Raw genomic sequence first — 18,594 nt, 5'->3', positions numbered from 1 at the left:
TCCCAATGATCGAGATCCGTTCTTTTCGTGATCTTCTGCGCTTGTTCTTCATCTTCCGGCACGAGTTCAAACTGGCGGCGATTGCCGCGCTGGTGATCATCCTGCTGGGGGCGTTCCTGCTGCCGGCCAAGTACGAATCCACTGCGCGGCTGTTGGTGAAACCGGGGCGTGATTCGACCCTGCCGATCGAGATCAGCAACCGCCAGGCGCTGGTGATGCCCAGCACCCAGCGTGACCCGATTGTCGACGAGGAGCGTTTGCTCACCGGTCGCCCCATCGTGCGCGCCGTGGCTGAACATTACCTGGAAGTGATCGACAACGCGCCGCCGCCGGAAGGCTTCTGGAAGCGCACCAAATACTACGTCAAGAGCGGCGTGGGGGCGGTGTTCGACGGCATCCGCGTGGTGCTGGAAACCGTCGGTGTGGTTGAGAAAACCACCCCGGTGGAACGCCTGGCCGCCGGCCTGGAAAAGAACTTTGAGGTGAGCCACGCCGCCGGTTCCACGGTGATGGACATCAGCTTCAAGTGGGGCGACCCGGAGATCGCCCAGGCGGTGGTCAAGGATTGGGTCGAAACCTACATCAACGAACGCACCCAGGCCCTGGGCCGCAAGAGCCTGTACGCCTTCTACGAAGGCCAGGCGGCCAACAGCGCCACTGAGATCAAGAGCTACAAGCAGCAGATCCTCATCCACCTGAATGAGATCGGCGCCGCCAGCATCACCGACCGTTTGGAAGACCTGTCCGAGCGCATCAACGTGCTGCGCGGCGAGACCTTCAACACCACGCGACTGATCGCTTCGTCCGACAGCGCCATCCAGAGCACGCGCAGCCAGCTCAAGGGCCAGCCCAAGGAAGTCACCACGGTGCGCCAGATCGCACTGAACCCGCAGCAGCAGGATTTGCGTCGCCTGCTTAACCAGAAGCTGCTGGAAAAGGCCGACATGATGCGCACCTACACCGACAACGCGCCGCCGGTCAAAGCCCTCGATGCCTCGATCCGTGCGATGCAGGTTCAGGTCGCCAATGAGAGCAACACGGTGCAAGCCTCGGAGAACCGCGCGCCGAACACCCTGGAAATCCACCTGCAGCGCGTGCTGCTGGACGAAACCAGCAACAACCAGGCGCTGCGTACCCAGTTGGTCCAACAGCAAAAACAACTGTTGAACCTCGAAGAACAACGCAAGCAAGCCCTGGAAATCGAACCCGAACTGGCGCGCCTCTCCCGCGAGCTGAACACCACCGAGCGCAACTACGCACTGTACGTGGACAACCTGGAAAAATCGCGCATCGACCGCGAGCTGGACAACAGCCAGATCAGCAACATCGCCGTGATCGAAGAAGCCACCCTGAACCCGGGCCGGATCTTCCCGAAAACCCTGGTGATGCTGTTCCTGGCGATCCCGTTTGCCATCGTCGTCGGCTTGCTGGTGATCTACCTGTGCTACCTGCTCGACCAGCGCATTCACGACGGTGGCCTGGTGGAACGCAAATTCGGCCTGCCGCTGTGGACCACCCTGCCGGAGCTGGACACCACCACCGCGCAAAGCGCCAACGCGTTCAATGCGAGCATCTACCGGCTGTACAGTTTGCTGCAGCCCGACCGCATCGCCGAAGAGGGCCTGGTGCTGGGGCTGACGTCGGCACGCCACGGCGAAGGGGTGACCTTTGTGGTCGAGCAATTGCGCCAGCTGCTGCGTGAGAATGGCGTCAATGTGCGCGTCGGCGGGTTGGAGCCCGCGGCGCCGGGTGAAGTAGTGCTGCTGGACGCCTCGGCCCTGCTGGACAACCGCGAAGCGTTTATCGCGCTGCGCCGCGCCGACCTGATCGGGCTGGTGGTGGAAGCGCGCAAAAGTACCGTGCCGGTGGTCGAGCATGCGCTGTCGATCCTCAACACCGCGTTCGGCAAGGTGGACGGCATCATCATCAATCGGCGCAAGTTCGAAGTGCCGAGCAAGGTGCTGCAGACCATCGGTAAATACCGGGGGGCGTTCTGATGCGGATCGCCCTGCTCGCACCCTTGCCGCCGGAGAAAAACGGGATCGCCGACTACGCGAACCATTTCCGCACGGCCTTGGAACACCTTGGTGTGACGGTGCTGACGCCGTTGGCCGGTGTGGCGGGCAACTCCGAGGCGATCCAGCCAGCCATCCGCGCGTTCGACTGGCAAGCCGTCGACCTCGTGCACGCCGAACTGGGCGGTGGGCGGCTGGGGGAATTCCTGGCCTTGCGTGAACTGCGCAAGGCGTACCCCCGATTGCCATTGACGGCCACCGTGCATGACCCGGAGCGCATGGTGTGGCGGCGTGAGCACCTGCCGTTTCCGCTGAACCTGCTGGAGCGCCTGCCCAGCCCGTTGCCCCAGGCCGCCGTGGTGCTGGCCGACCCGCTGACCTTGCGCGAAGAACGCCAGGTTGCCAAGGGCCTGACCCGGCTGGTGACCCTCACCCGCCTGGGCGCCGACTGCCTGAGCCAGCGCATGCAATTGCCTGCCGGCAAAGTGGCGGTGATCAACCACGCCAACCTCGCCGTTCCACCGGCACCGTTGCCGTCGCTCGACACGCTGCACCTGCTGTACTTTGGGTTTATCTACCGTGGCAAAGGCATCGAAGACCTGGTGCAGGCCCTGGCGGATGTGTTCAAGCAAGCCCCCGAATTGCGCGACCGCGTGCGCCTGACCCTGGCCGGTGGCACCGCCGCGGAAATGGCGTTTGGCGCGGGCGGTAACTACCTGGAGCAGTTGACCGCGCAGATCGCCGCGCTGGGCCTGACCGGTTGCATCGACTGGCGGCTGAACCTGCCCGCCGATGAAATTGCCCAGACCATCCAGGCGCACCATGTGATGGTGCTGCCGTATCGCGAATCGAAAAAACTCGGCCTGCTGGGGCGCCAGCGCGGCACCAGCGGCGCGTTGTCCTGGGCCACCGCCTGCGGGCGCGGCGCGATCACCTCCGATGCGCGCGCGTTCGCCGAGGAAGTCGCCAGCGGCAACGGTGCGATCTACCCCGAAGGTGATGTGGCCGCGCTCAGCGAACAACTGTTACGCCTGGCACGCACGCCGCTATTGGCCAGGGACTGGGCCGAACGCGCCGGGGAGATTGGCCGCGAACGTCTTTGGCCGTTGACGGCGCAGAAATTCAAGCAGCTCTTCGAAGAAGCCATTGCAGGGTCGACCTATGGCACGTAAACGCACCTACCTTGCCACCTTCGCGGTGGTCGCGGCCCTGGGTCTCAGCGCATTTTTGTGGGGTCGCCAGGCGGACGCCGAAAGCCATGTGCTCAAGGGCAGCAAGGAGGTGGTGTGGAAGGATTTCCTGGGGGTGAACGCGCAGTTCTTGTGGTTCAGCCCCGAGCGCTACCAGAAGCAGATCGACCGTCTCAAGGCTCTGGGCCTGGAGTGGGTACGCCTGGATTTGCACTGGGATCAGCTGGAGACTGCGCAGAATCAATACAAGCTCGCGACCCTCGATGAACTGGTAGGCAAGCTGCAACAGAACCAGATCAAGTCGGTGTTTTACCTGGTCGGTTCGGCGCGTTTTATCACCAGTGCCCCGCCGCTGTCGATGTACCCGGACCAGTACCCACCGAAAGACCCCAACGTGTTCGCCAACCGCATGGCGTTGCTGTCCCAGCGCTACCCCAGCGTCGATGCCTGGCAAGTCTGGAACGAACCGAACCTGCTGGGCTTCTGGCGCCCGGCGGCAGACCCGGCGGGTTACGCCAAACTGCTCACCGCCACCACCCAAGCGTTGCGGGTGGTAAACCCGAACAAACCCGTGGTGGCCGCCGGCATGGCATTCTTCAGCGAAATGCCCAATGGCCAGACCATGTTCGACGCGTTGGGCGCGCTGGGCGTGGCCAGCCTGAATACGGTGGTGTCCTATCACCCCTACACCCAATTGCCCGAAGGCAACGACCCGGCCAACCTGGACTTCATCGCCAAGACCACCCAGCTCAACCAGGCCCTGCGCAACGGCGGCGTGAATACCCTGTGGAGCACCGAGTGGGGCTGGTCAACCTACAAGGGGCCCAAAGACGCCCAGGACATCATCACGCCCCAGGCACAGGCCGACTACGTGGTTCGCCGCCTGGCGCTGATGAGTGCGATGGATTACGACAAGATCTTCCTGTTCACCTTGAGCGACCTGGACCAGCGCGCCAGCATCCGTGATCAGTCCTATGGCTTGTTGGATATCGACACTAACCCCAAGCCCGTCTACACCGCATTGAAGAATTTCCTCGACGTCAGCGGACCGAAGCTCACGCCGGGCGATCCGCCGGTCGCCGACCAGCTGCCGGACGGCCTGTTCAGCATCGGCTGGACCCGCGCCGACGGCCGCAAGCTGTGGTTTTTCTGGTCAGCCCAGGGTGGCAGCGCGCACTTGCCGGGCCTGGCCAGCGCCACCCTGTACGACCCGCTGCGCGGCACACAAACGCCGGTGAGCGGTACCAATGGCCTGACCGTACCGGTCAAGTCGAACCTGCAAATTCTGTTATGGGAGTGAGGCCTGCCATGCGCATTCTGTGGATTTTGCCCTACTCACCCTGGCCCGCCACCAGCGGCGGCAAGACGCGCCAGTTCCATCTGCTGCGCAGCCTGGCCGCACGTGGGCACCAGATCACCCTACTGCTGCAGGACAAACACCCGGTGTCACTCACCGACCGCAAGGTGCTGGAAGCGTTTCTCGAACAACTGATCATCCTGCCGCGCCGCCCGCTGCGCAGCGCCACAACGCTGCTGGCCGGGCTGTTCGCGCCCTACCCGCTGCTGGCCAGCGTGAATGGGCTGTCGGGTGAATTGCAGGACACTTTCAATTGGTTGCTGGGTGAGCGCTGGGACGTGGTGCAGATCGAGCACAGCTACAGCTTCCAGCCGTACGAAGCGGCGCTGGCGCGTAAATCCCAACCCTTTGTGCTGACGGAACACAACGTTGAATCAGCCCTTGGCGCCGCCACCTACGACCGCTTGCCGGGTTGGTCGCTGCCGTTCATTCGCTACGATCAATGGCGCTACACCCGCTGGGAACGTCGCGTGATGCGCCAGGCCACGCAGGTGGTGGCAGTGACCGACAGCGATGCACAGACCCTGGCAAAGATCGCCGGCAAACCGGTGTCGGTGGTGGTCAATGGCGTGGACTGCGACCACTTCGCTGCCGCCCGCCCTGACCCGTCGGCACGCCGCGTGCTGTTCCTCGGCAATTATGAATACGCCCCCAACGTGGACGCCATCGAGTGGGCCCTGGACGAGATCCTGCCCAAGGTCTGGGAGCGTTGCCCGGACGCGCGCATGAGCGTGTGCGGCTTCGGCATGCCCGACACCTGGCGGGAGCGCTGGCAGGACCCGCGCATTGAGTGGCAGGGGTTTGTGCCCAACCTGCTGAGCCTGCAATCGAGTTCCTCGGTGTTTCTGGCGCCGTTGCGCCATGGCGGCGGTTCCAAGCTCAAGGTGCTCGAAGCGCTGGCGGCCGGCTTGCCGCTGGCGAGTACCGAGCAAGGTGTATCGGGGCTGGACCTGGTGGAAGGCCTGGACTACCTCGGCGGCCAAACCGCCGCCAAGCTGGCGGATGCCGTGGTGCGCCTGCTGCAATTTCCCGACGCCGCCGCGCCCATGGGCGAAGCCGGCCGCGCCTATGTGCGTCGCGCCCATGACTGGAGCGTCGCCGCCAGCCAACTGGAAACGGTGTACGCCGCCCTTTCACCGCAAAATCAAAAGGAGCCCGCATGCGTGTAGGCCTGGATTACCGCACCGTCGGCACCTCGCCGCAATCGGGCATCAGCCGCCAGGTGTACGCGCTGGAAAGCGCCCTGCACAGCCTGCCGGGCATTGAGCTTGAGCGGTTTACCGTGGCGCCCCTGGGCGATGAAACCCGCTTGCAGGCCCACTGCCCGGCCTGGGGCTGTGCCAAGACCGCCATGCACCAGCCGCAGAATCGCCTGCGTTTCGAGGCCGGTTTTCTACCGCGTGCCTTGCGTGAGCAGCATATCGATCTGTACATCAGCACCTTCAACATGGGCCTGCCCTTGCCGCCCAAGCCGAAGGGGCTGCGCACCGTGGTGCTGTTGCACGACCTGTTCCAGATCACCCTGAACAACTACCACGCCAACCGCTTGAAGGCGCTGATCTACAAGACCAGCGATCGCCTGTCGATTGCCTACGCGGTGCACAGCGCCGACCGGGTGTGGACGCCGTCGCAGTACAGCGCCGATGAAACCGCGCGGTTGTTCCCCAAGGCAGCCGGCAAGATTCGCGTGCTGCCCAACCAGGTCGATGGTTTTTCCGCACTGGCAGCGGACCTCAGCGCACGGCAATTGCCCGAGCGCTATTGGTTGCTGGTGGGCACCCGCGAGCTGCGCAAGAACGTGCCGTTCCTGGTGGAGGCCTGGCAACAGGCGCGGCGTCAGTCCCCCGCCGTGCCGGAGTTGGTGCTGGTGGGCAGCCTCGACCATCTGCCTGAAGCGCAGCGCGCACTGCCGGGCATTCGCGCGCTGAGTGGCGTGTCGGATGCCGAACTGCACGCGCTGTACCGCCGGGCCTCGCGCCTGTGGCAACCGTCGTACGCCGAAGGCTTTGGCCTGCCGGTGATCGAAGCCCTGAGCGTCGGCACCCCGGTGGCAGTGGCCAGCGGCACGTCGCTGGATGAGATCACGCCACCGTCGGCACCGCGTTTTTCGCCCACCGATGGCCCGGCGTTGACGCAGTTGATGGTCAGCCTGAGCGAACAGGCCGATGAAGCATCGCCCGAGCAACGCCGGCAATGGGCGGAACGCTTCAACCATCACGCTTATCAACGGCGCCTGGCCGAACTGATCAAGGAGCTGACGTGAACGTGAACCTGCCCAGTCTCGTCGCGATCCTCTTTGGGCTGCTGTTTGGCGCCCTCGCCCTGCTGCTGTCACCGGCCAAGGCGTTCCTCGCCGTGATCGGCCTGGCCGGGGCAGTGACCATCCTGCGCTTTCCGTTCTGGGGCCTGTTGCTGTTTGCCCTGGTCGCCACGTTCATGCCGTACTCCACCGTCAACCTGGGCATTCGCAGCACCGTCAGCGAAGCCATCCTGGCACTGACCTGGGGCGCGGTGCTGTGGCACAACTTGCTGACACGCCTGCCCGACCCACCGAGCCTCACCCGCCGACCCACCGACCAGATGCTGTTGTGGCTGATGCTGTTCAGCGTGTTCCCGTTTATCGTCGGCCAGGTCACCATCCACGCCGACACCAGCGGCGTGGCCAATTGGTTGCGCTGGCTGCTGAGCCTCTCGTCGGTGTTCCTCTGCGCCAAATTGCTGGTGGACCACAAGCACCGCGAATCCCTGGTGATCGCCTTGCTGCTGGGCAGCCTGGCGATGCTGGTGCTGTCGATCGCGGTGTTTGTGCGCACGCGCTCCGGGGCCGGTATTGCGCCGATCCTGGCGCTGTTCAATTACGGCAACTTCGACATGCTGAAATTCGGCCTGGAGGCCATGTCTTCGCGCATGGGCTCACCGTGGATGCACCCGAATGCCATCGGCGGGATCATGGCGTTGCTGCTGCCCCTGGCCTTTTGCTTCGGCATGACCGAGCAAGGCTGGAAACGCGCATTGGGCCTGAGCGTGGCCTGCCTCGGTGCGGCGGCGTTGCTGCTGGCCAGTAGCCGTGGCGCGATGGTCAGCCTGGCGCTGGTGCTGCTGTGGATGGCCACGCGCCGGGTGCCGTACACCGGGCGTTTGCTGATGATCGGCGCGGCGCTGACGGTGGCGCTGGTGATCGCGTATCCGCCGTTGCAGGAACGCCTGGCGACGATTTTTTCTTCGAGCAACGCCAGTACCGAAGTGCGTTTCGACGAATACCGCATGTTCCCGCAGGCGGTGTTGGCGTATCCGTTCGGCATCGGTTTCAAGGTCGACCCGCCGGTGCCGGGCACCGACTTGTTGGGCATCTCCAACCTGTGGCTGAACTTCATCTACAAGACCGGCATCGTCGGCATGCTGTTCTTTGTGGCGGTGACGGTACGCTGGTGGCGTGAAGCGCGCCCGGACAGCGGCCCGATCCGCCTGACCAAGGACAATGCACTGTGGCTGGGCACCACCGCCGGGATTCTCTCGGCGCTGGTCAGCGGTCTGTTCGACCATTACTTCAGCTTTGCGGTGGTGATGGTTGCGCTGTTCTGGCTGATGGTCGGGATCAATGTGCTGGAGGCGCGGCGACTGTTTCCGGCGCGCCTGCCGCAGGTGAAAAGCGTGGCCGTTCGCGAATCCGTGCTTGATGGCGCGCAGCCCTGATGCTGGGCTCCGCCGTCTGGCTGACGCTGGCGACGCTGCTCGGCCTGTGCCTGGGCTTTGCCCGTGAATGGCTGCTGGTGGCGGCCTGGGGCGCAGGAGAACGCAGCGATGCGTTCCTGATCGCCCTGTTTTTACCGGAGGCGCTGCGCATGTCGTTGGCCGGTGGCGTGCTGAGCGCCGCTGCGCTGCCGCTGTACCTGGCGCGCAAGGACGACGAGCGACTAGGCTGGTTGGCGGTGTTGTTCCCGGCGTTGCTGCTGATCGCGCTGGTCACCAGCCTGCTGCTGACACTGTTGGCGCCGTGGCTGGTGCAATTGCTCGGGCCGGGCTTGGCGGCCAGTGCCACGGCGCTCGCCAGCAATAACTTGCAGATTGTCGCCTGGTGCGTGCCGGGGCTGATGCTGCATGCGCTGTTCAGCATTCCTTTGCAGGCCAGCGAACGTTTTGTGCTGGCAGGCTTGGGCTCATTGTTGTTCAACCTGCCGCCGGTGACCTACCTCGCACTGGCCGGCACCGCCACCCAACCGCATTCGCTGGCGCTGGCCTGTCTGGCGGGCAGCCTGTTGATGCCGTTGGCGCTGTTGCCATCGATGTGGCGCCAGGGCTGGCGGCCGTGGCATGGGCAGCTGTCGTTGGCGCCGCTGCGGGAATTGGGCCAACGCATCGGTCCCTTGTTATTGAGCAATGGTGCCAGCCAAGGATTGGCGTTGATCGAACGGCTGGTGGCGTCGTTACTGGGCGAAGGCGCGGTGACCTGGGTCAACCTGGCGCGCAAGTTGATGAACCTGCCGCTGATTGCGCTGATGAGCCTCAACCAGGTCCTGCTGGGCATGATGAGCCGCCGCCAGGGCGATGAGCGCCTGGCCCTGCTCAAGCGTGGCCTGGAGACCGCCAGCGTGCTGACCCTGCCCGCCGGCGTCGGCCTGGTGGCGGCGGCCCCGAGCCTGGTGGCGTTGCTGCTGCCCGCGCAATCGCTGGACTCACCGTTGCCGCTGCTGCTGGCCTGGTTTGCCGTGCCGCTGGTATTCGGCGCCTGGAACGCACTGCTCGCACGTTATGCCTACGCCGCCGGTGACACGCGCCAACCACTGCGGTGCGAGCTGCTCGGCAGCCTGGTCAATGTGCTGTTGCTGGGGGTATTGCCGTTTGTATTCGGGCTGGCGGGCATTCCGTTGGCGGCCCTGGCGGGAGTGCTCTGCACCGCGTTGCTGTTGATGCAACGCCAGGGCTTGCTGGGTGCCCTGCCCTGGGCGCGGCAATGGTTGCTAAGTGGCGTGCTGATGGGCGCGGCGGCGTTGGCGCTGTTTCGGATTGAGGGCGTGTGGCTGCAATTGGGGCTGAGCACCCTGGCCGGCGCCGTGGTGTTGCTCGGGATGGGGCTGTGGCTGAAGCCGTGGCGCAAGGCATGAACGATCGATCGGGACGACTCAGATGAAACATCGCTGGATTCAAATGGATATCGCCAAAGGCATCGGCATCCTGGTGATCGTGTATGCACACAGCTGGTTCGTCGCCACCTCGCCGGACGTGCTGTATCCGATACTGGCGTCGTTCATCTTGCCGTTGTTCTTCTTTTTGTCCGGGGTGTTCTTCAAGCCTGAACAACCCTTTGTGGAGATGGCCGTGCGCAAGGCTGACGGCCTGCTCAAGCCGTTTTTCTTCACCATGCTCACCTATGTGACCGTGCGCAGTATCCTGCGTGGCCAGCCGCTGCTGCCGGATATCGGCGGCGTGCTGTATGCCTCGGTGGACACCATCCCGTGGCAGGCGCTGTGGTTTTTGCCACACTTCTGGGTGGCGATCCTGTTCAGTTGGGTCGTGCTCCGACTGATCCAGCGTCTGCCGCTGGCCGTGCGTTGCCTGGTAATGCTGGTGCCCTTGCTGATCGGCATCTGGACGCTGCCGTGGTTCTGGCAACGGCCGGTGACCCTGGGCGGCAGCACTTGGGTACTGCCGGGCCTACCGTTCAGCCTGGATATCACCCTGATCAGCAGCACCTGTTTCATCTACGGCTATCTGCTGCGGGACTGGCTGCGCACCCATGCGGGTTCACTGCTGACCCTGTTGGTGTCGGTCGTGCTGTTTGCCGCCGTGTTCCTCTACCGAGGTGACACCATGGACCTGGCGCAGCGTCGCTACGATCACTGGCTGTGGACCAGCCTGATGGCGGTGATTGGGGTGTACGCGTGCTGGGCGCTGGCGCGGGTGCTGATGGTGTCGGCGCTGATCACGCGCGGGATGACCTACATCGGCCAGTCGACGCTGATCCTGCTGATCTTCCACGGCGAAATCCAACACAAGACCTTCGACCTGATGGAGCGTCTGGGGCTGCCCGCGCTTATCGCGGCCTGCATCGGTTTTGTGGTGGCGGTGGTGGTGCCGTTGTTGATCGGGGAAGTGATCAAGCGGGTGGCGTTCCTGCGGTTTTTCTACTTTCCGTTTCCGGTGCGTAAGGCGGTTGGGGAAAAGGCACCGACTTAAGGACGCAGCAGATCCAACTGTGGGAGCGGCGCCGCAGCTCCCACCTGGAGATTTGTATTTCAGTCGTCGAGGGGCTGAGGGGCTGGCTTGCTGCCGTGCTTGGCAGGCTTGGCGCCCTTGGCTGGCGGCGGTGCTGCAGGTTCAGGTTCCGCGGCGGCGGCGGCTTCTTTTTCAGCCATCGGCATCTGGTCGATAGCGCTGAAAAATTCCTTCAGGTCGAGGGTATCCGGTGGCACGGTCTTCTCGAGTTTCTTCTCGCCGTCCTTGCCCACCAGGATCACCTTGGTGCCGCTGCCCGCACCCAGCTTGAGGGCGCGTATCAGCGCGTTGGTTTCTGGCGGCGTGAGCTTTTTGTTGTCCTTGGGGTCCTTGGCGAACTTCTCGCCTTCGGCACCGATGCTGCCGAACTTCACGGTGTAGAACACCATGCTGCGTTCTTCAAAGGACTGCTTGGTCGCAGGCTCGTCCAACTGTTTCTTGAGGGTCGCCAAGGTGTCGTTGCCGGCATCAAGCTCCACCACCACCAGCGGCCGGGCTTTGCCCAAGTCCTGCTTGAGCGGGTTGATATCATCAGCAGCCAACAGCGGCCCCGTAAAAGCCATCAAGGTAGCCAGGGTCAGCGACCGGATGAGCATGCGCACCTCCTTTAAATTCCATGCAGGGTTCTTGAGTTTCATGTCTGCGACAGTCAAATTCAAGGATGATTCCTACACCACTTTAAGAAAGCGTAGGTCAGGACGCCCGCTACGCAAGGGTTTGGTGGATGTGGCTGTCATTGTTTCCACTGATTGCGGAAACATTATGAGACCTTCCATTCCGGCCAATGCCGAGCAAATACGGGCGCTACGAGGGGGTCGGCATCCACTTGCGCGAGTGTCTGGGCAAAGCCCGGCGCCAGGCCATTCAACGCCTCCCGCGCCTCGTCCCAGCGCGACACTGCAGCCGCCATCAAGCCCAGCGCATTGGGCGCGTTGTTGGCGGCAAACAACTGGTCGGCAAACTGATCGGCGAACACCACCCAGGCCTGGTGCAGGTAGCGCCGGGTGCCGGTGACCAGTTGCGCCTGCACCGTTTCATTGACGTCGCCCAGCCAGCGTTGCGGGTAGTCGATGATGCCTATCGCCGAATAGCAATTGGCAGCGATGTACACCAGGCCGCGAATGATCTGCGCGCGGTTGCCCGCCAGTAGGTTAGAAGCGGGAAACTCCAGGCCCAGGTGGATCAGGATCGCGGCGCTTTCCGACAGCACCTGGCCGTCGGGGGTGACCAGGGTGGGCACTTGTTTGAGCGGGTTGATGCGGGCCAGTTCGTCGCTGCCCTCGCCGTCGGCCCAAGAGGCTGCATCTACCCGTCGCCATGGCACCGCACAGCGCTGCAGGGCGATTTCGATCATGCAGGAGCCGGACTCGTCGATGCCATAAAGCGTGTACATGGGCTTTTCCTCCTAGCGTTGCAGTTTGGCCTGCACGTTGGCTTTCACCTGCGGCCATTCCGAATCGATGATGCTGAAGCGCACCGAGTTGCGCTTGCGGCCGTCGGGCATGATGCGTTCGTGGCGCACGATGCCTTCCTGCACGGCACCGAGCCGCAGAATCGCCGCGCGGGATTTTTCGTTGAGTTCGTCTGTGGTGAATTGCACGCGCACGCAGTCGAGCACGTCGAAAGCGTAGGTCAGCAACAGCAGCTTGGCTTCAGTATTGATGCCGCTTTTCTGCGCGGACAGCGCCAGCCAGGTATGGCCGATTTCCAGCTTGCGATTGACCCGGTCGACCTTCCAGAACCGCGTGCTGCCGACCACGTGGCCGGTATCGCGGCGCACCAGGGTGAAGGGGATCATGGTGCCAGCGTCGCGGCCCGCCAAGGCGGTGTCGATGTATTGATCGACGGTGTCCGGGCCCGGTACGTGGGTGACCTTGAGGTTCCACAGTTCGCCATCGGCGGCGGCCTCGAGCAAGGCGGCCTTGTGTGCCCTTTGCAGGGGCAGGAGTTCGACCGTGGTGCCGGTCAGTGTGATCTGGGTCATGGAAGCGGCGCCGTGTTTGGGTCGTCAGTGCCCAAGAGTGCAGGCACTCACACAAACGAGGCAAGCGTTTTAAAACAGGCCCATTTGCCCACCGACCAGGGTGCTGAAATCGTCATTCACGAACGGCAGGATCGCATCGGCCACCGGCTGTAATTGCCGGGTGACGTAGTGGTCGTAGTCGATGGGCGCCTGGCGCACTTCCAACGGTTCCGGGCCGTTAACGCTGATCACGTAGCTGATCCAGCCACCGCGCTGGTATTGGCGCGGCCGGTTCAAGCGGTCGTTGTACTCATCGGCCAGGCGCGCAGCGCGCACATGGGGCGGCACGTTGCGTTCGTAATCATCCAGCCGGCGGCGCAGGCGTTTGCGGTAGATCAGCAACTCATCGAACTCGCCGCTCAAGGTGCGGCGTACGTAGTCGCGTATGTAGTCTTGATGGGGCTGGCGATGGAAGATGCGCTGGTAGAGTTCCTGCTGGAACCGGCGGGCCAGCGGCGACCAGTCGCTGCGTACGGTTTCCAGGCCTTTGTAGACCATGTCTTCGCTGCCATCGCTGCGAACCACCAGGCCGGCGTAGCGCTTTTTGCTGCCCTCCTCCGCACCACGGATGGTTGGCATGAGGAAGCGCGTGAAGTGGGTTTCGTACTGTAATTCCAAGGCGCTTTGCAGGCCGAATGTGGTGTGCAAGTGCTCGCGCCACCAGTCATTGACGTGCTGCACCAACCCTCGGCCGATGCGGCTGGCCTCCTCCTGGGAGTGCGCGCTGCCGAGCCAGACGAAGGTGGAGTCGGTGTCGCCGTAGATCACCTCGTAGCCCTCAGCTTCGACCAGTTCGCGGGTCTGACGCATGATCTGGTGGCCGCGCATCGTGATCGACGAGGCCAGTCGGGTGTCGAAAAAGCGGCACCCGCTGGAACCGAGTACACCGTAGAAGGCGTTCATGATGATTTTCAGGGCTTGGGACAGCGGTGCATTGTGTTCGCGCTTGGCCACTTCACGGCCCTCGGAAACCCGCGCGACGATGGCCGGCAAACAGTGCCGGGTGCGGGAAAAACGTGCGCCACGAAAGCCTTCCACCGAGTCGCTGTCATCCGGGTACTTGAGGCCTTCGATCAGGCCGACCGGGTCGATCAGGAAGCTGCGGATGATCGACGGGTAGAGGCTTTTGTAATCGAGCACCAGCACCGACTCGTAGAGACCGGGGCGTGAGTCCATGACAAAGCCGCCGGGGCTGGCCTGGGGTGGTTTGTCGCCCAGGTTCGGCGCGACGAAGCCCCGGCGGTGCATCAACGGCATATACAAATGGGTGAACGCGGCGACGGAGCCACCGTTGCGGTCGGCCGGCAATCCCGTGACGCTGGCGCGCTCCAGCAGGAATTTGAGCAGTTCGGTCTTCTCGAAAATGCGCGTAACCAGTTCGCAATCCTTGAGGTTGTAGCGCGCCAGGGCGGGCTTGTCCTCGGCGAACATGCGGTTGATCTCATCCATGCGCTGGTACGGTGTGGAGATGTCCTTACCCTCGCCCAGCAGGGTTTGCGCGACGTTTTCCAGGCTGAAGGATTCGAAGCTCCAAGTGGCCGAGCGCAGGGCTTCGATACCATCAATGATCAGCCGCCCCGCGGCCGCGGCGAAGTAATGGTTGCGGCTGCCGTGCTCGCGCCAGGCCATCGGCTCGTCGCCACGCCCGAGCATGAGCGGCACGTTGAGGCGCTGGGCGTGTTCGTGGAGGACGCGCAGGTCGAATTGCACCACGTTCCAGCCGATGATCGCGTCGGGGTCATGCTGGGCGAGCCACTCGTTGAGGCGCTCGAGCAATTGGGCGCGGGTGTCGCAGTAGTCGAGCTTGAAGTCCACCGCGTCAGTTTTGTTCGGCGGGCCGAGCATGTACACCTGGCGCTCGCCGCAGCCTTCGAGGGCAATCGAATAGAGATCGCCCTGGGCGGTGGTCTCGATGTCGAGAGATACCAGTTTCAGCGGCGGGCGGTAGTCGGGCGCGGGCTTCATCTGTGCGTCGCAGAGCACACCGCTGGCATCGGGCGTGCCGCCAAACCACACGGGCGCCGTGATGAAACGCTCCATCATGTAGCGCTCGGGTGGGCGCACGTCGCCTTCGTAGACATCGACACCCGCGGCGCGCAGGCGCTTTTCCACGTCCATCGCCTGGCGATGCTGACGCGTATACAAGCCCAGGACGGGACGGTGGTGGAAATCGCATAGCTGCAACGGGCGCAATTCGATATCGCGCTCCCCCTTGAGCAGCCAATCCAGCGGCTTGCGATGGGCTTCGGGGACGAACATCACGGAGGTCTGCACGGGTAGGCGGATAAACCTCGGGCCCTGGTCGGTGGCCAGCCAGAAACTGACCTCCGTGCCCGTCGGCGTATCGCGCCAATGCCGGGTCAGGACAAAACCCTGCTGTAAATCCACCGTACCGCACCTCAGGAATCGCTTTCAGGGCGTGATTCTACTCGGCATCCGCGTGCGCAGATCTTAATCTCGTAAATTTGTTGCGAGGCTTCGACAGGAAAAACGGGCATCAACCCTGATGCCCATCGGGATCAGGCCTGGCGGGCCTGGTTCAGGTAGGTTTCGATGTTGCCCATCTGCTCGTCCCACCCACGGGAGTTCATCTTGAAGGCCTTTTGCCGACGGGCCTGAGGCACGGCGTCAAAGCCCGATTCGACCACCCTCAGCAGAATGCCCGGCGCTCGGTCTTCAATGGTGAATTCCACCAGTGTCGGGGTTTCCTGGTCGTAGTCGATGCCCTTCTCGACCGCGAAGGGGTGCCACCAGAAAGAGAACAGCGTTTGCGGCAGGATGCGTTCGATTTTGGCCTTCCAGATCACGTGTTCGTACCCCGGATAAGTGATAGGCGCCTCGAGGGTTTGCCCAGCAACGAAGGTTTTGCCTTTTAGAGCGATACCAAACCAGCTGCCGAATTGCTCGGCATCGGTGAGGGCTTCCCACACCTTTTTACGTGACGCGTTGAGCAGGACTTTTCGTTCTATGCGATCTAATACGTGCATAAGTCACCTCCTCCATTGACAGTAGGCGACATCAAATAATGCGCAACCTTAGGTTGTAAGCAATGATGATGACCCCATCCTTGAACCGGCAATACGTTATGACTGACCCATTGAATGGAAGTTGCTTCTGCAAAGGCGTGCGCTACCAGGTAGACGGCCTCGACATGCCCATCAGCCACTGCCACTGCAACAGCTGCCGCAAGGTGCATGCGGCGGCATTCGTAGCGACAGCCGGCGTGATGCGTGAGCACTTTCGCTGGACCCAGGGCGCGGAGCTGTTGGCGTCCTTTGAATCGTCGCCGGGTAAATTCAGGCATTTCTGCTCGCGCTGCGGCTCACATCTGATGGCGGAGCGTGGGCATCAACCGCACGTCATCGTGCGGGTGGCGACGCTGGATGATGATCCGGGCGCCAGGCCCACCGCGCACATCTGGACAGCCCATGATGTGCCCTGGCTTGTCTATGAGGACGTAGAGCGATGGGACGAGTGGACGGTTTGATTTAAACCTTTGGGTCTCCAGGCGCTTTGGCCGGGGTCGCATATTGCGGTTTCAAGTGGCCTTCCTGATCGAGTAACCAGGCATCCATGATCTGGCGCACGACCGGTCCTGCAACGCGACCACCGGCCTCGCCGTTTTCGATCATTACCGAAATCACGATTTTCGGGTGTTCAGCTGGCGCGAAGCCGACAAACAACGCGTTATCACGATGTCGTTCCAGGGTCTTTTCACGGTTGTAACGCTCGCCCTGTTTGATCGCCACCACTTGCGCCGTACCACTCTTACCAGCGATGCGGTATTGCGCGCCTTGTGCGGCGGCACGGGCAATACCGCGAGGATCGTGCATCACCAGTTGCATGCCGTGGTTGACCTGCTCCCAGTCGTGCGGGTTCTTGAGGACTACGTTGGGCATGGGATTTTCGTCCACCGGCGGCACGCCATTAATGGTCTTGGCCAGGTGGGGTCGATTCCACACGCCCTTGTTGGCGATCAACGCGGTGGCTTGGGCCAATTGCAGCGGCGTGACCTGCATATAGCCCTGGCCGATGCCGAGGATCACCGTTTCACCCGGGAACCAGGGTTGACGGCGGGTGGCACGCTTCCATGCCTGGGAGGGCATCAAGCCAGCTGACTCTTCGAACATATCCAGCGACACTTTCTGACCCAGGCCGAACTCAGCCAAGTAGTCGTGCAGGCGGTCGATGCCGAGCTTGTGGGCGAGGTCGTAAAAATAGGTGTCGTTGGAGCGCATAATCGCCGCGTCCATGTCTACCCAGCCGTCACCGCTGTGGTTCCAGTTGCGGTATTTGTGGTCAAAGTCCGGCAGTTGGTAGTAACCGGGATCGAACACGCGGGTTTGGGCGGTGACGACGCCACTGTCCAGGCCGGCGATGGCGACTTCCGGCTTGATGGTCGAGCCAGGCGCATAGAGCCCTCTGAGAACGCGGTTGAACAGCGGTCGGTCGATGGAGTCATGCAGCGCAGCATATTCCTTGAAGCTGATACCGGTAACGAACAGGTTCGGGTCAAAGCTCGGCTTGCTGACCATCGCCAGTACTTCACCGGTTTGCGGGTCGAGGGCAACCACCGAACCTCGGCGATCGCCCAGGGCTTCTTCTGCCGCTTCCTGGAGATGGACGTCGAGGCTCAGGACGATGTTTTTGCCGGGAATCGGGTCGGTGTGCTTGAGCACGCGAAGTACGCGGCCCTGGGCATTGGTCTCGACTTCCTCATAGCCTACGTGGCCATGCAGCTCGGACTCGTAGAAGCGCTCAATACCGGTCTTGCCGATGGACTGGGTACCGCGGTACTCCACCGAGTCGAGGGCTTTGGATTCTTTCTCGTTGATCCGTCCTACGTAACCGATCGAATGGGCAAAGTGAGCGCCCAAGGGGTAGTGGCGAACGAATTGCGGTTCTACGTCTACCCCAGGCAGACGGAATTCGTTTACGGCCAGCAGCGCGATCTGCTCTTCGGTGAGTTCATAAAACAATGTCACAGGCACAAAAGGGTGACGCGCCTGTTTCAGCGCCTTGTCGAATACAGCGCGGTCTTCGGCGGGCAGACGCAGCAAGTTGACAATGGCGTCCAGTTCGCCCTTGAGGTCGGTGGTGCGCTCACGGGTGATGGTCAAGTTGTAGCTGGGACGGTTATCGGCCAGTACGACGCCATTACGGTCATAGATCAACCCACGCGTCGGCGTGATGGGCAGCACGTGGACGCGGTTGTTCTCGGAAATCGTGGAGTGGTAGTCGAACTGTACGACCTGCAGGAAGTACATGCGCCCCACCAGCGCACAGGTGATGCCAATCACGAGCAACGCGCAGGCGAGAAGGCGCTTGTTGACCAGGCGGTTCTCTTTTTCGTGATCCTTGATCGTTATCGGTTCAGGCATTTCTACAGCATCTCGTTGAAGAAGGTCGACGCCGCGTCCTGCGGATGAAAGATCAATCCCTGTGAAAATGTGCTGCACCATACCAAAAATGCAGAAACACTTTGTATCCATTTGCCCAACGGCAGGTTGGAGCATGATTTGGTAGGCCGTAACGGGTAGGCGTGGGCTCTTGAAGATACCGTATTCACAGACGATGCCGGATTGCTTGAAGCCAACAGAGGAAGTGTGGAATTGCCACGCCCGTTTTTCGACCGCCCAAAACAAAACCCCATCTGCTTTCGCAAATGGGGTTCTGGAATTTAATCTTGACGATGACCTACTCTCACATGGGGAAACCCCACACTACCATCGGCGATGCATCGTTTCACTTCTGAGTTCGGGATGGGATCAGGTGGTTCCAATGCTCTATGGTCGT

Annotated in this window: 15 protein-coding genes and 1 rRNA gene; 9 read left to right on the top strand and 7 right to left on the bottom strand. The window is 62.4% G+C overall.

Translation table 11 applies throughout. The features are described from left to right. Positions 1 to 5: 5 nt before the first annotated feature. The 8 genes from QCBJ_RS13075 to QCBJ_RS13040 are packed head-to-tail and all read left to right on the top strand — an operon-like array spanning position 6 to position 10,736. Positions 6 to 1,997 carry an exopolysaccharide transport family protein gene (locus QCBJ_RS13075; protein WP_046036743.1) on the top strand — a complete coding sequence of 664 codons (1,992 nt, stop codon included), beginning with the start codon at positions 6 to 8 and terminating at the stop codon, positions 1,995 to 1,997. Beyond that, positions 1,997 to 3,187, top strand: a complete 1,191-nt coding sequence (locus QCBJ_RS13070) for a glycosyltransferase (protein WP_012723322.1) — start codon at positions 1,997 to 1,999, stop codon at positions 3,185 to 3,187. Before QCBJ_RS13075 ends, QCBJ_RS13070 begins: the two co-directional genes overlap by 1 nt. Next, positions 3,177 to 4,505, top strand: coding sequence for a cellulase family glycosylhydrolase (locus tag QCBJ_RS13065; RefSeq protein ID WP_093544940.1), 1,329 nt, complete (start codon positions 3,177 to 3,179; stop codon positions 4,503 to 4,505). Before QCBJ_RS13070 ends, QCBJ_RS13065 begins: the two co-directional genes overlap by 11 nt. Before the next feature lie 8 nt (positions 4,506 to 4,513). Then, the gene (locus QCBJ_RS13060) at positions 4,514 to 5,731 is read left to right on the top strand and encodes a glycosyltransferase family 4 protein (RefSeq protein WP_093544937.1); all 1,218 of its coding nucleotides are present in this window, start codon (positions 4,514 to 4,516) and stop codon (positions 5,729 to 5,731) included. After that, complete coding sequence (locus tag QCBJ_RS13055) at positions 5,722 to 6,825, top strand: glycosyltransferase family 1 protein (RefSeq protein WP_102060967.1); 1,104 nt, start codon at positions 5,722 to 5,724, stop codon at positions 6,823 to 6,825. Before QCBJ_RS13060 ends, QCBJ_RS13055 begins: the two co-directional genes overlap by 10 nt. Positions 6,826 to 6,827: 2 nt before the next feature. Next, positions 6,828 to 8,255 (top strand): O-antigen ligase, encoded by a 1,428-nt coding sequence (locus tag QCBJ_RS13050; protein ID WP_102061058.1) that lies wholly within the window; start codon positions 6,828 to 6,830, stop codon positions 8,253 to 8,255. Next, complete coding sequence (locus tag QCBJ_RS13045; protein WP_093544931.1) at positions 8,255 to 9,664, top strand: lipid II flippase MurJ; 1,410 nt, start codon at positions 8,255 to 8,257, stop codon at positions 9,662 to 9,664. The genes QCBJ_RS13050 and QCBJ_RS13045 overlap by 1 nt, the downstream gene beginning before the upstream one ends. Positions 9,665 to 9,686: 22 nt before the next feature. Further along, the gene (locus QCBJ_RS13040) at positions 9,687 to 10,736 is read left to right on the top strand and encodes an acyltransferase family protein (protein WP_046036738.1); all 1,050 of its coding nucleotides are present in this window, start codon (positions 9,687 to 9,689) and stop codon (positions 10,734 to 10,736) included. Positions 10,737 to 10,795: 59 nt separating this feature from the next. Here the strand turns inward: QCBJ_RS13040 and QCBJ_RS13035 are convergent, their stop codons facing one another. From QCBJ_RS13035 to QCBJ_RS13015, 5 genes are all read right to left on the bottom strand, one after another. After that, the gene (locus QCBJ_RS13035) at positions 10,796 to 11,371 is read right to left on the bottom strand and encodes a DUF4174 domain-containing protein (RefSeq protein ID WP_043205117.1); all 576 of its coding nucleotides are present in this window, start codon (positions 11,369 to 11,371) and stop codon (positions 10,796 to 10,798) included. A gap of 164 nt (positions 11,372 to 11,535) precedes the next feature. Further along, on the bottom strand, positions 11,536 to 12,168 hold the full coding sequence (locus QCBJ_RS13030; protein ID WP_012723314.1) for a glutathione S-transferase N-terminal domain-containing protein: 633 nt from the start codon (positions 12,166 to 12,168) through the stop codon (positions 11,536 to 11,538). 12 nt (positions 12,169 to 12,180) lie between these two features. Continuing rightward, on the bottom strand, positions 12,181 to 12,759 hold the full coding sequence (locus tag QCBJ_RS13025; RefSeq protein WP_012723313.1) for a GNAT family N-acetyltransferase: 579 nt from the start codon (positions 12,757 to 12,759) through the stop codon (positions 12,181 to 12,183). Positions 12,760 to 12,828: 69 nt separating this feature from the next. Continuing rightward, a complete protein-coding gene (locus QCBJ_RS13020; protein ID WP_102060966.1) occupies positions 12,829 to 15,186 on the bottom strand; it encodes a DNA polymerase II in 2,358 nt (785 codons plus the stop codon). Positions 15,187 to 15,317: 131 nt separating this feature from the next. Further along, positions 15,318 to 15,785, bottom strand: a complete 468-nt coding sequence (locus QCBJ_RS13015; protein ID WP_064052974.1) for an SRPBCC family protein — start codon at positions 15,783 to 15,785, stop codon at positions 15,318 to 15,320. A 98-nt stretch (positions 15,786 to 15,883) separates the two neighbouring features. On the opposite strand from QCBJ_RS13015, the gene QCBJ_RS13010 reads away from it, so the two are divergent. Continuing rightward, the gene (locus QCBJ_RS13010) at positions 15,884 to 16,285 is read left to right on the top strand and encodes a GFA family protein (protein WP_046036764.1); all 402 of its coding nucleotides are present in this window, start codon (positions 15,884 to 15,886) and stop codon (positions 16,283 to 16,285) included. A gap of 1 nt (position 16,286) precedes the next feature. On the opposite strand, the gene mrdA is transcribed toward QCBJ_RS13010, so the two are convergent. Further along, positions 16,287 to 18,179, bottom strand: coding sequence for a penicillin-binding protein 2 (mrdA, locus tag QCBJ_RS13005; protein ID WP_102060965.1), 1,893 nt, complete (start codon positions 18,177 to 18,179; stop codon positions 16,287 to 16,289). A gap of 303 nt (positions 18,180 to 18,482) precedes the next feature. Continuing rightward, positions 18,483 to 18,594, bottom strand: a 5S ribosomal RNA gene (rrf, locus tag QCBJ_RS13000); the annotation flags it as partial.

The sequence above is a fragment of the Pseudomonas sp. QC2 genome, assembly GCF_002859085.1.
GTDB classification, from domain to species: Bacteria; Pseudomonadota; Gammaproteobacteria; order Pseudomonadales; family Pseudomonadaceae; genus Aquipseudomonas; species Aquipseudomonas petroselini.
The sequence above is the reverse complement of the archived record's forward strand: the minus strand, read 5'-3'. Positions and strand labels throughout refer to the sequence as shown.

Excerpts from the sequence above, each read along its gene's own strand:
- QCBJ_RS13015 (WP_064052974.1), bottom strand. The coding sequence starts at position 15,785 with ATGCACGTATTAGATCGCATAGAACGAAAAGTCCTGCTCAACGCGTCA.
- QCBJ_RS13055 (WP_102060967.1), top strand. The coding sequence starts at position 5,722 with ATGCGTGTAGGCCTGGATTACCGCACCGTCGGCACCTCGCCGCAATCG.
- QCBJ_RS13065 (WP_093544940.1), top strand. The coding sequence starts at position 3,177 with ATGGCACGTAAACGCACCTACCTTGCCACCTTCGCGGTGGTCGCGGCC.
- QCBJ_RS13045 (WP_093544931.1), top strand. The coding sequence starts at position 8,255 with ATGCTGGGCTCCGCCGTCTGGCTGACGCTGGCGACGCTGCTCGGCCTG.
- QCBJ_RS13075 (WP_046036743.1), top strand. The coding sequence starts at position 6 with ATGATCGAGATCCGTTCTTTTCGTGATCTTCTGCGCTTGTTCTTCATC.
- QCBJ_RS13035 (WP_043205117.1), bottom strand. The coding sequence starts at position 11,371 with ATGCTCATCCGGTCGCTGACCCTGGCTACCTTGATGGCTTTTACGGGG.
- QCBJ_RS13025 (WP_012723313.1), bottom strand. The coding sequence starts at position 12,759 with ATGACCCAGATCACACTGACCGGCACCACGGTCGAACTCCTGCCCCTG.
- QCBJ_RS13060 (WP_093544937.1), top strand. The coding sequence starts at position 4,514 with ATGCGCATTCTGTGGATTTTGCCCTACTCACCCTGGCCCGCCACCAGC.
- QCBJ_RS13010 (WP_046036764.1), top strand. The coding sequence starts at position 15,884 with ATGACTGACCCATTGAATGGAAGTTGCTTCTGCAAAGGCGTGCGCTAC.
- mrdA (WP_102060965.1), bottom strand. The coding sequence starts at position 18,179 with ATGCCTGAACCGATAACGATCAAGGATCACGAAAAAGAGAACCGCCTG.
- QCBJ_RS13070 (WP_012723322.1), top strand. The coding sequence starts at position 1,997 with ATGCGGATCGCCCTGCTCGCACCCTTGCCGCCGGAGAAAAACGGGATC.
- QCBJ_RS13030 (WP_012723314.1), bottom strand. The coding sequence starts at position 12,168 with ATGTACACGCTTTATGGCATCGACGAGTCCGGCTCCTGCATGATCGAA.
- QCBJ_RS13040 (WP_046036738.1), top strand. The coding sequence starts at position 9,687 with ATGAAACATCGCTGGATTCAAATGGATATCGCCAAAGGCATCGGCATC.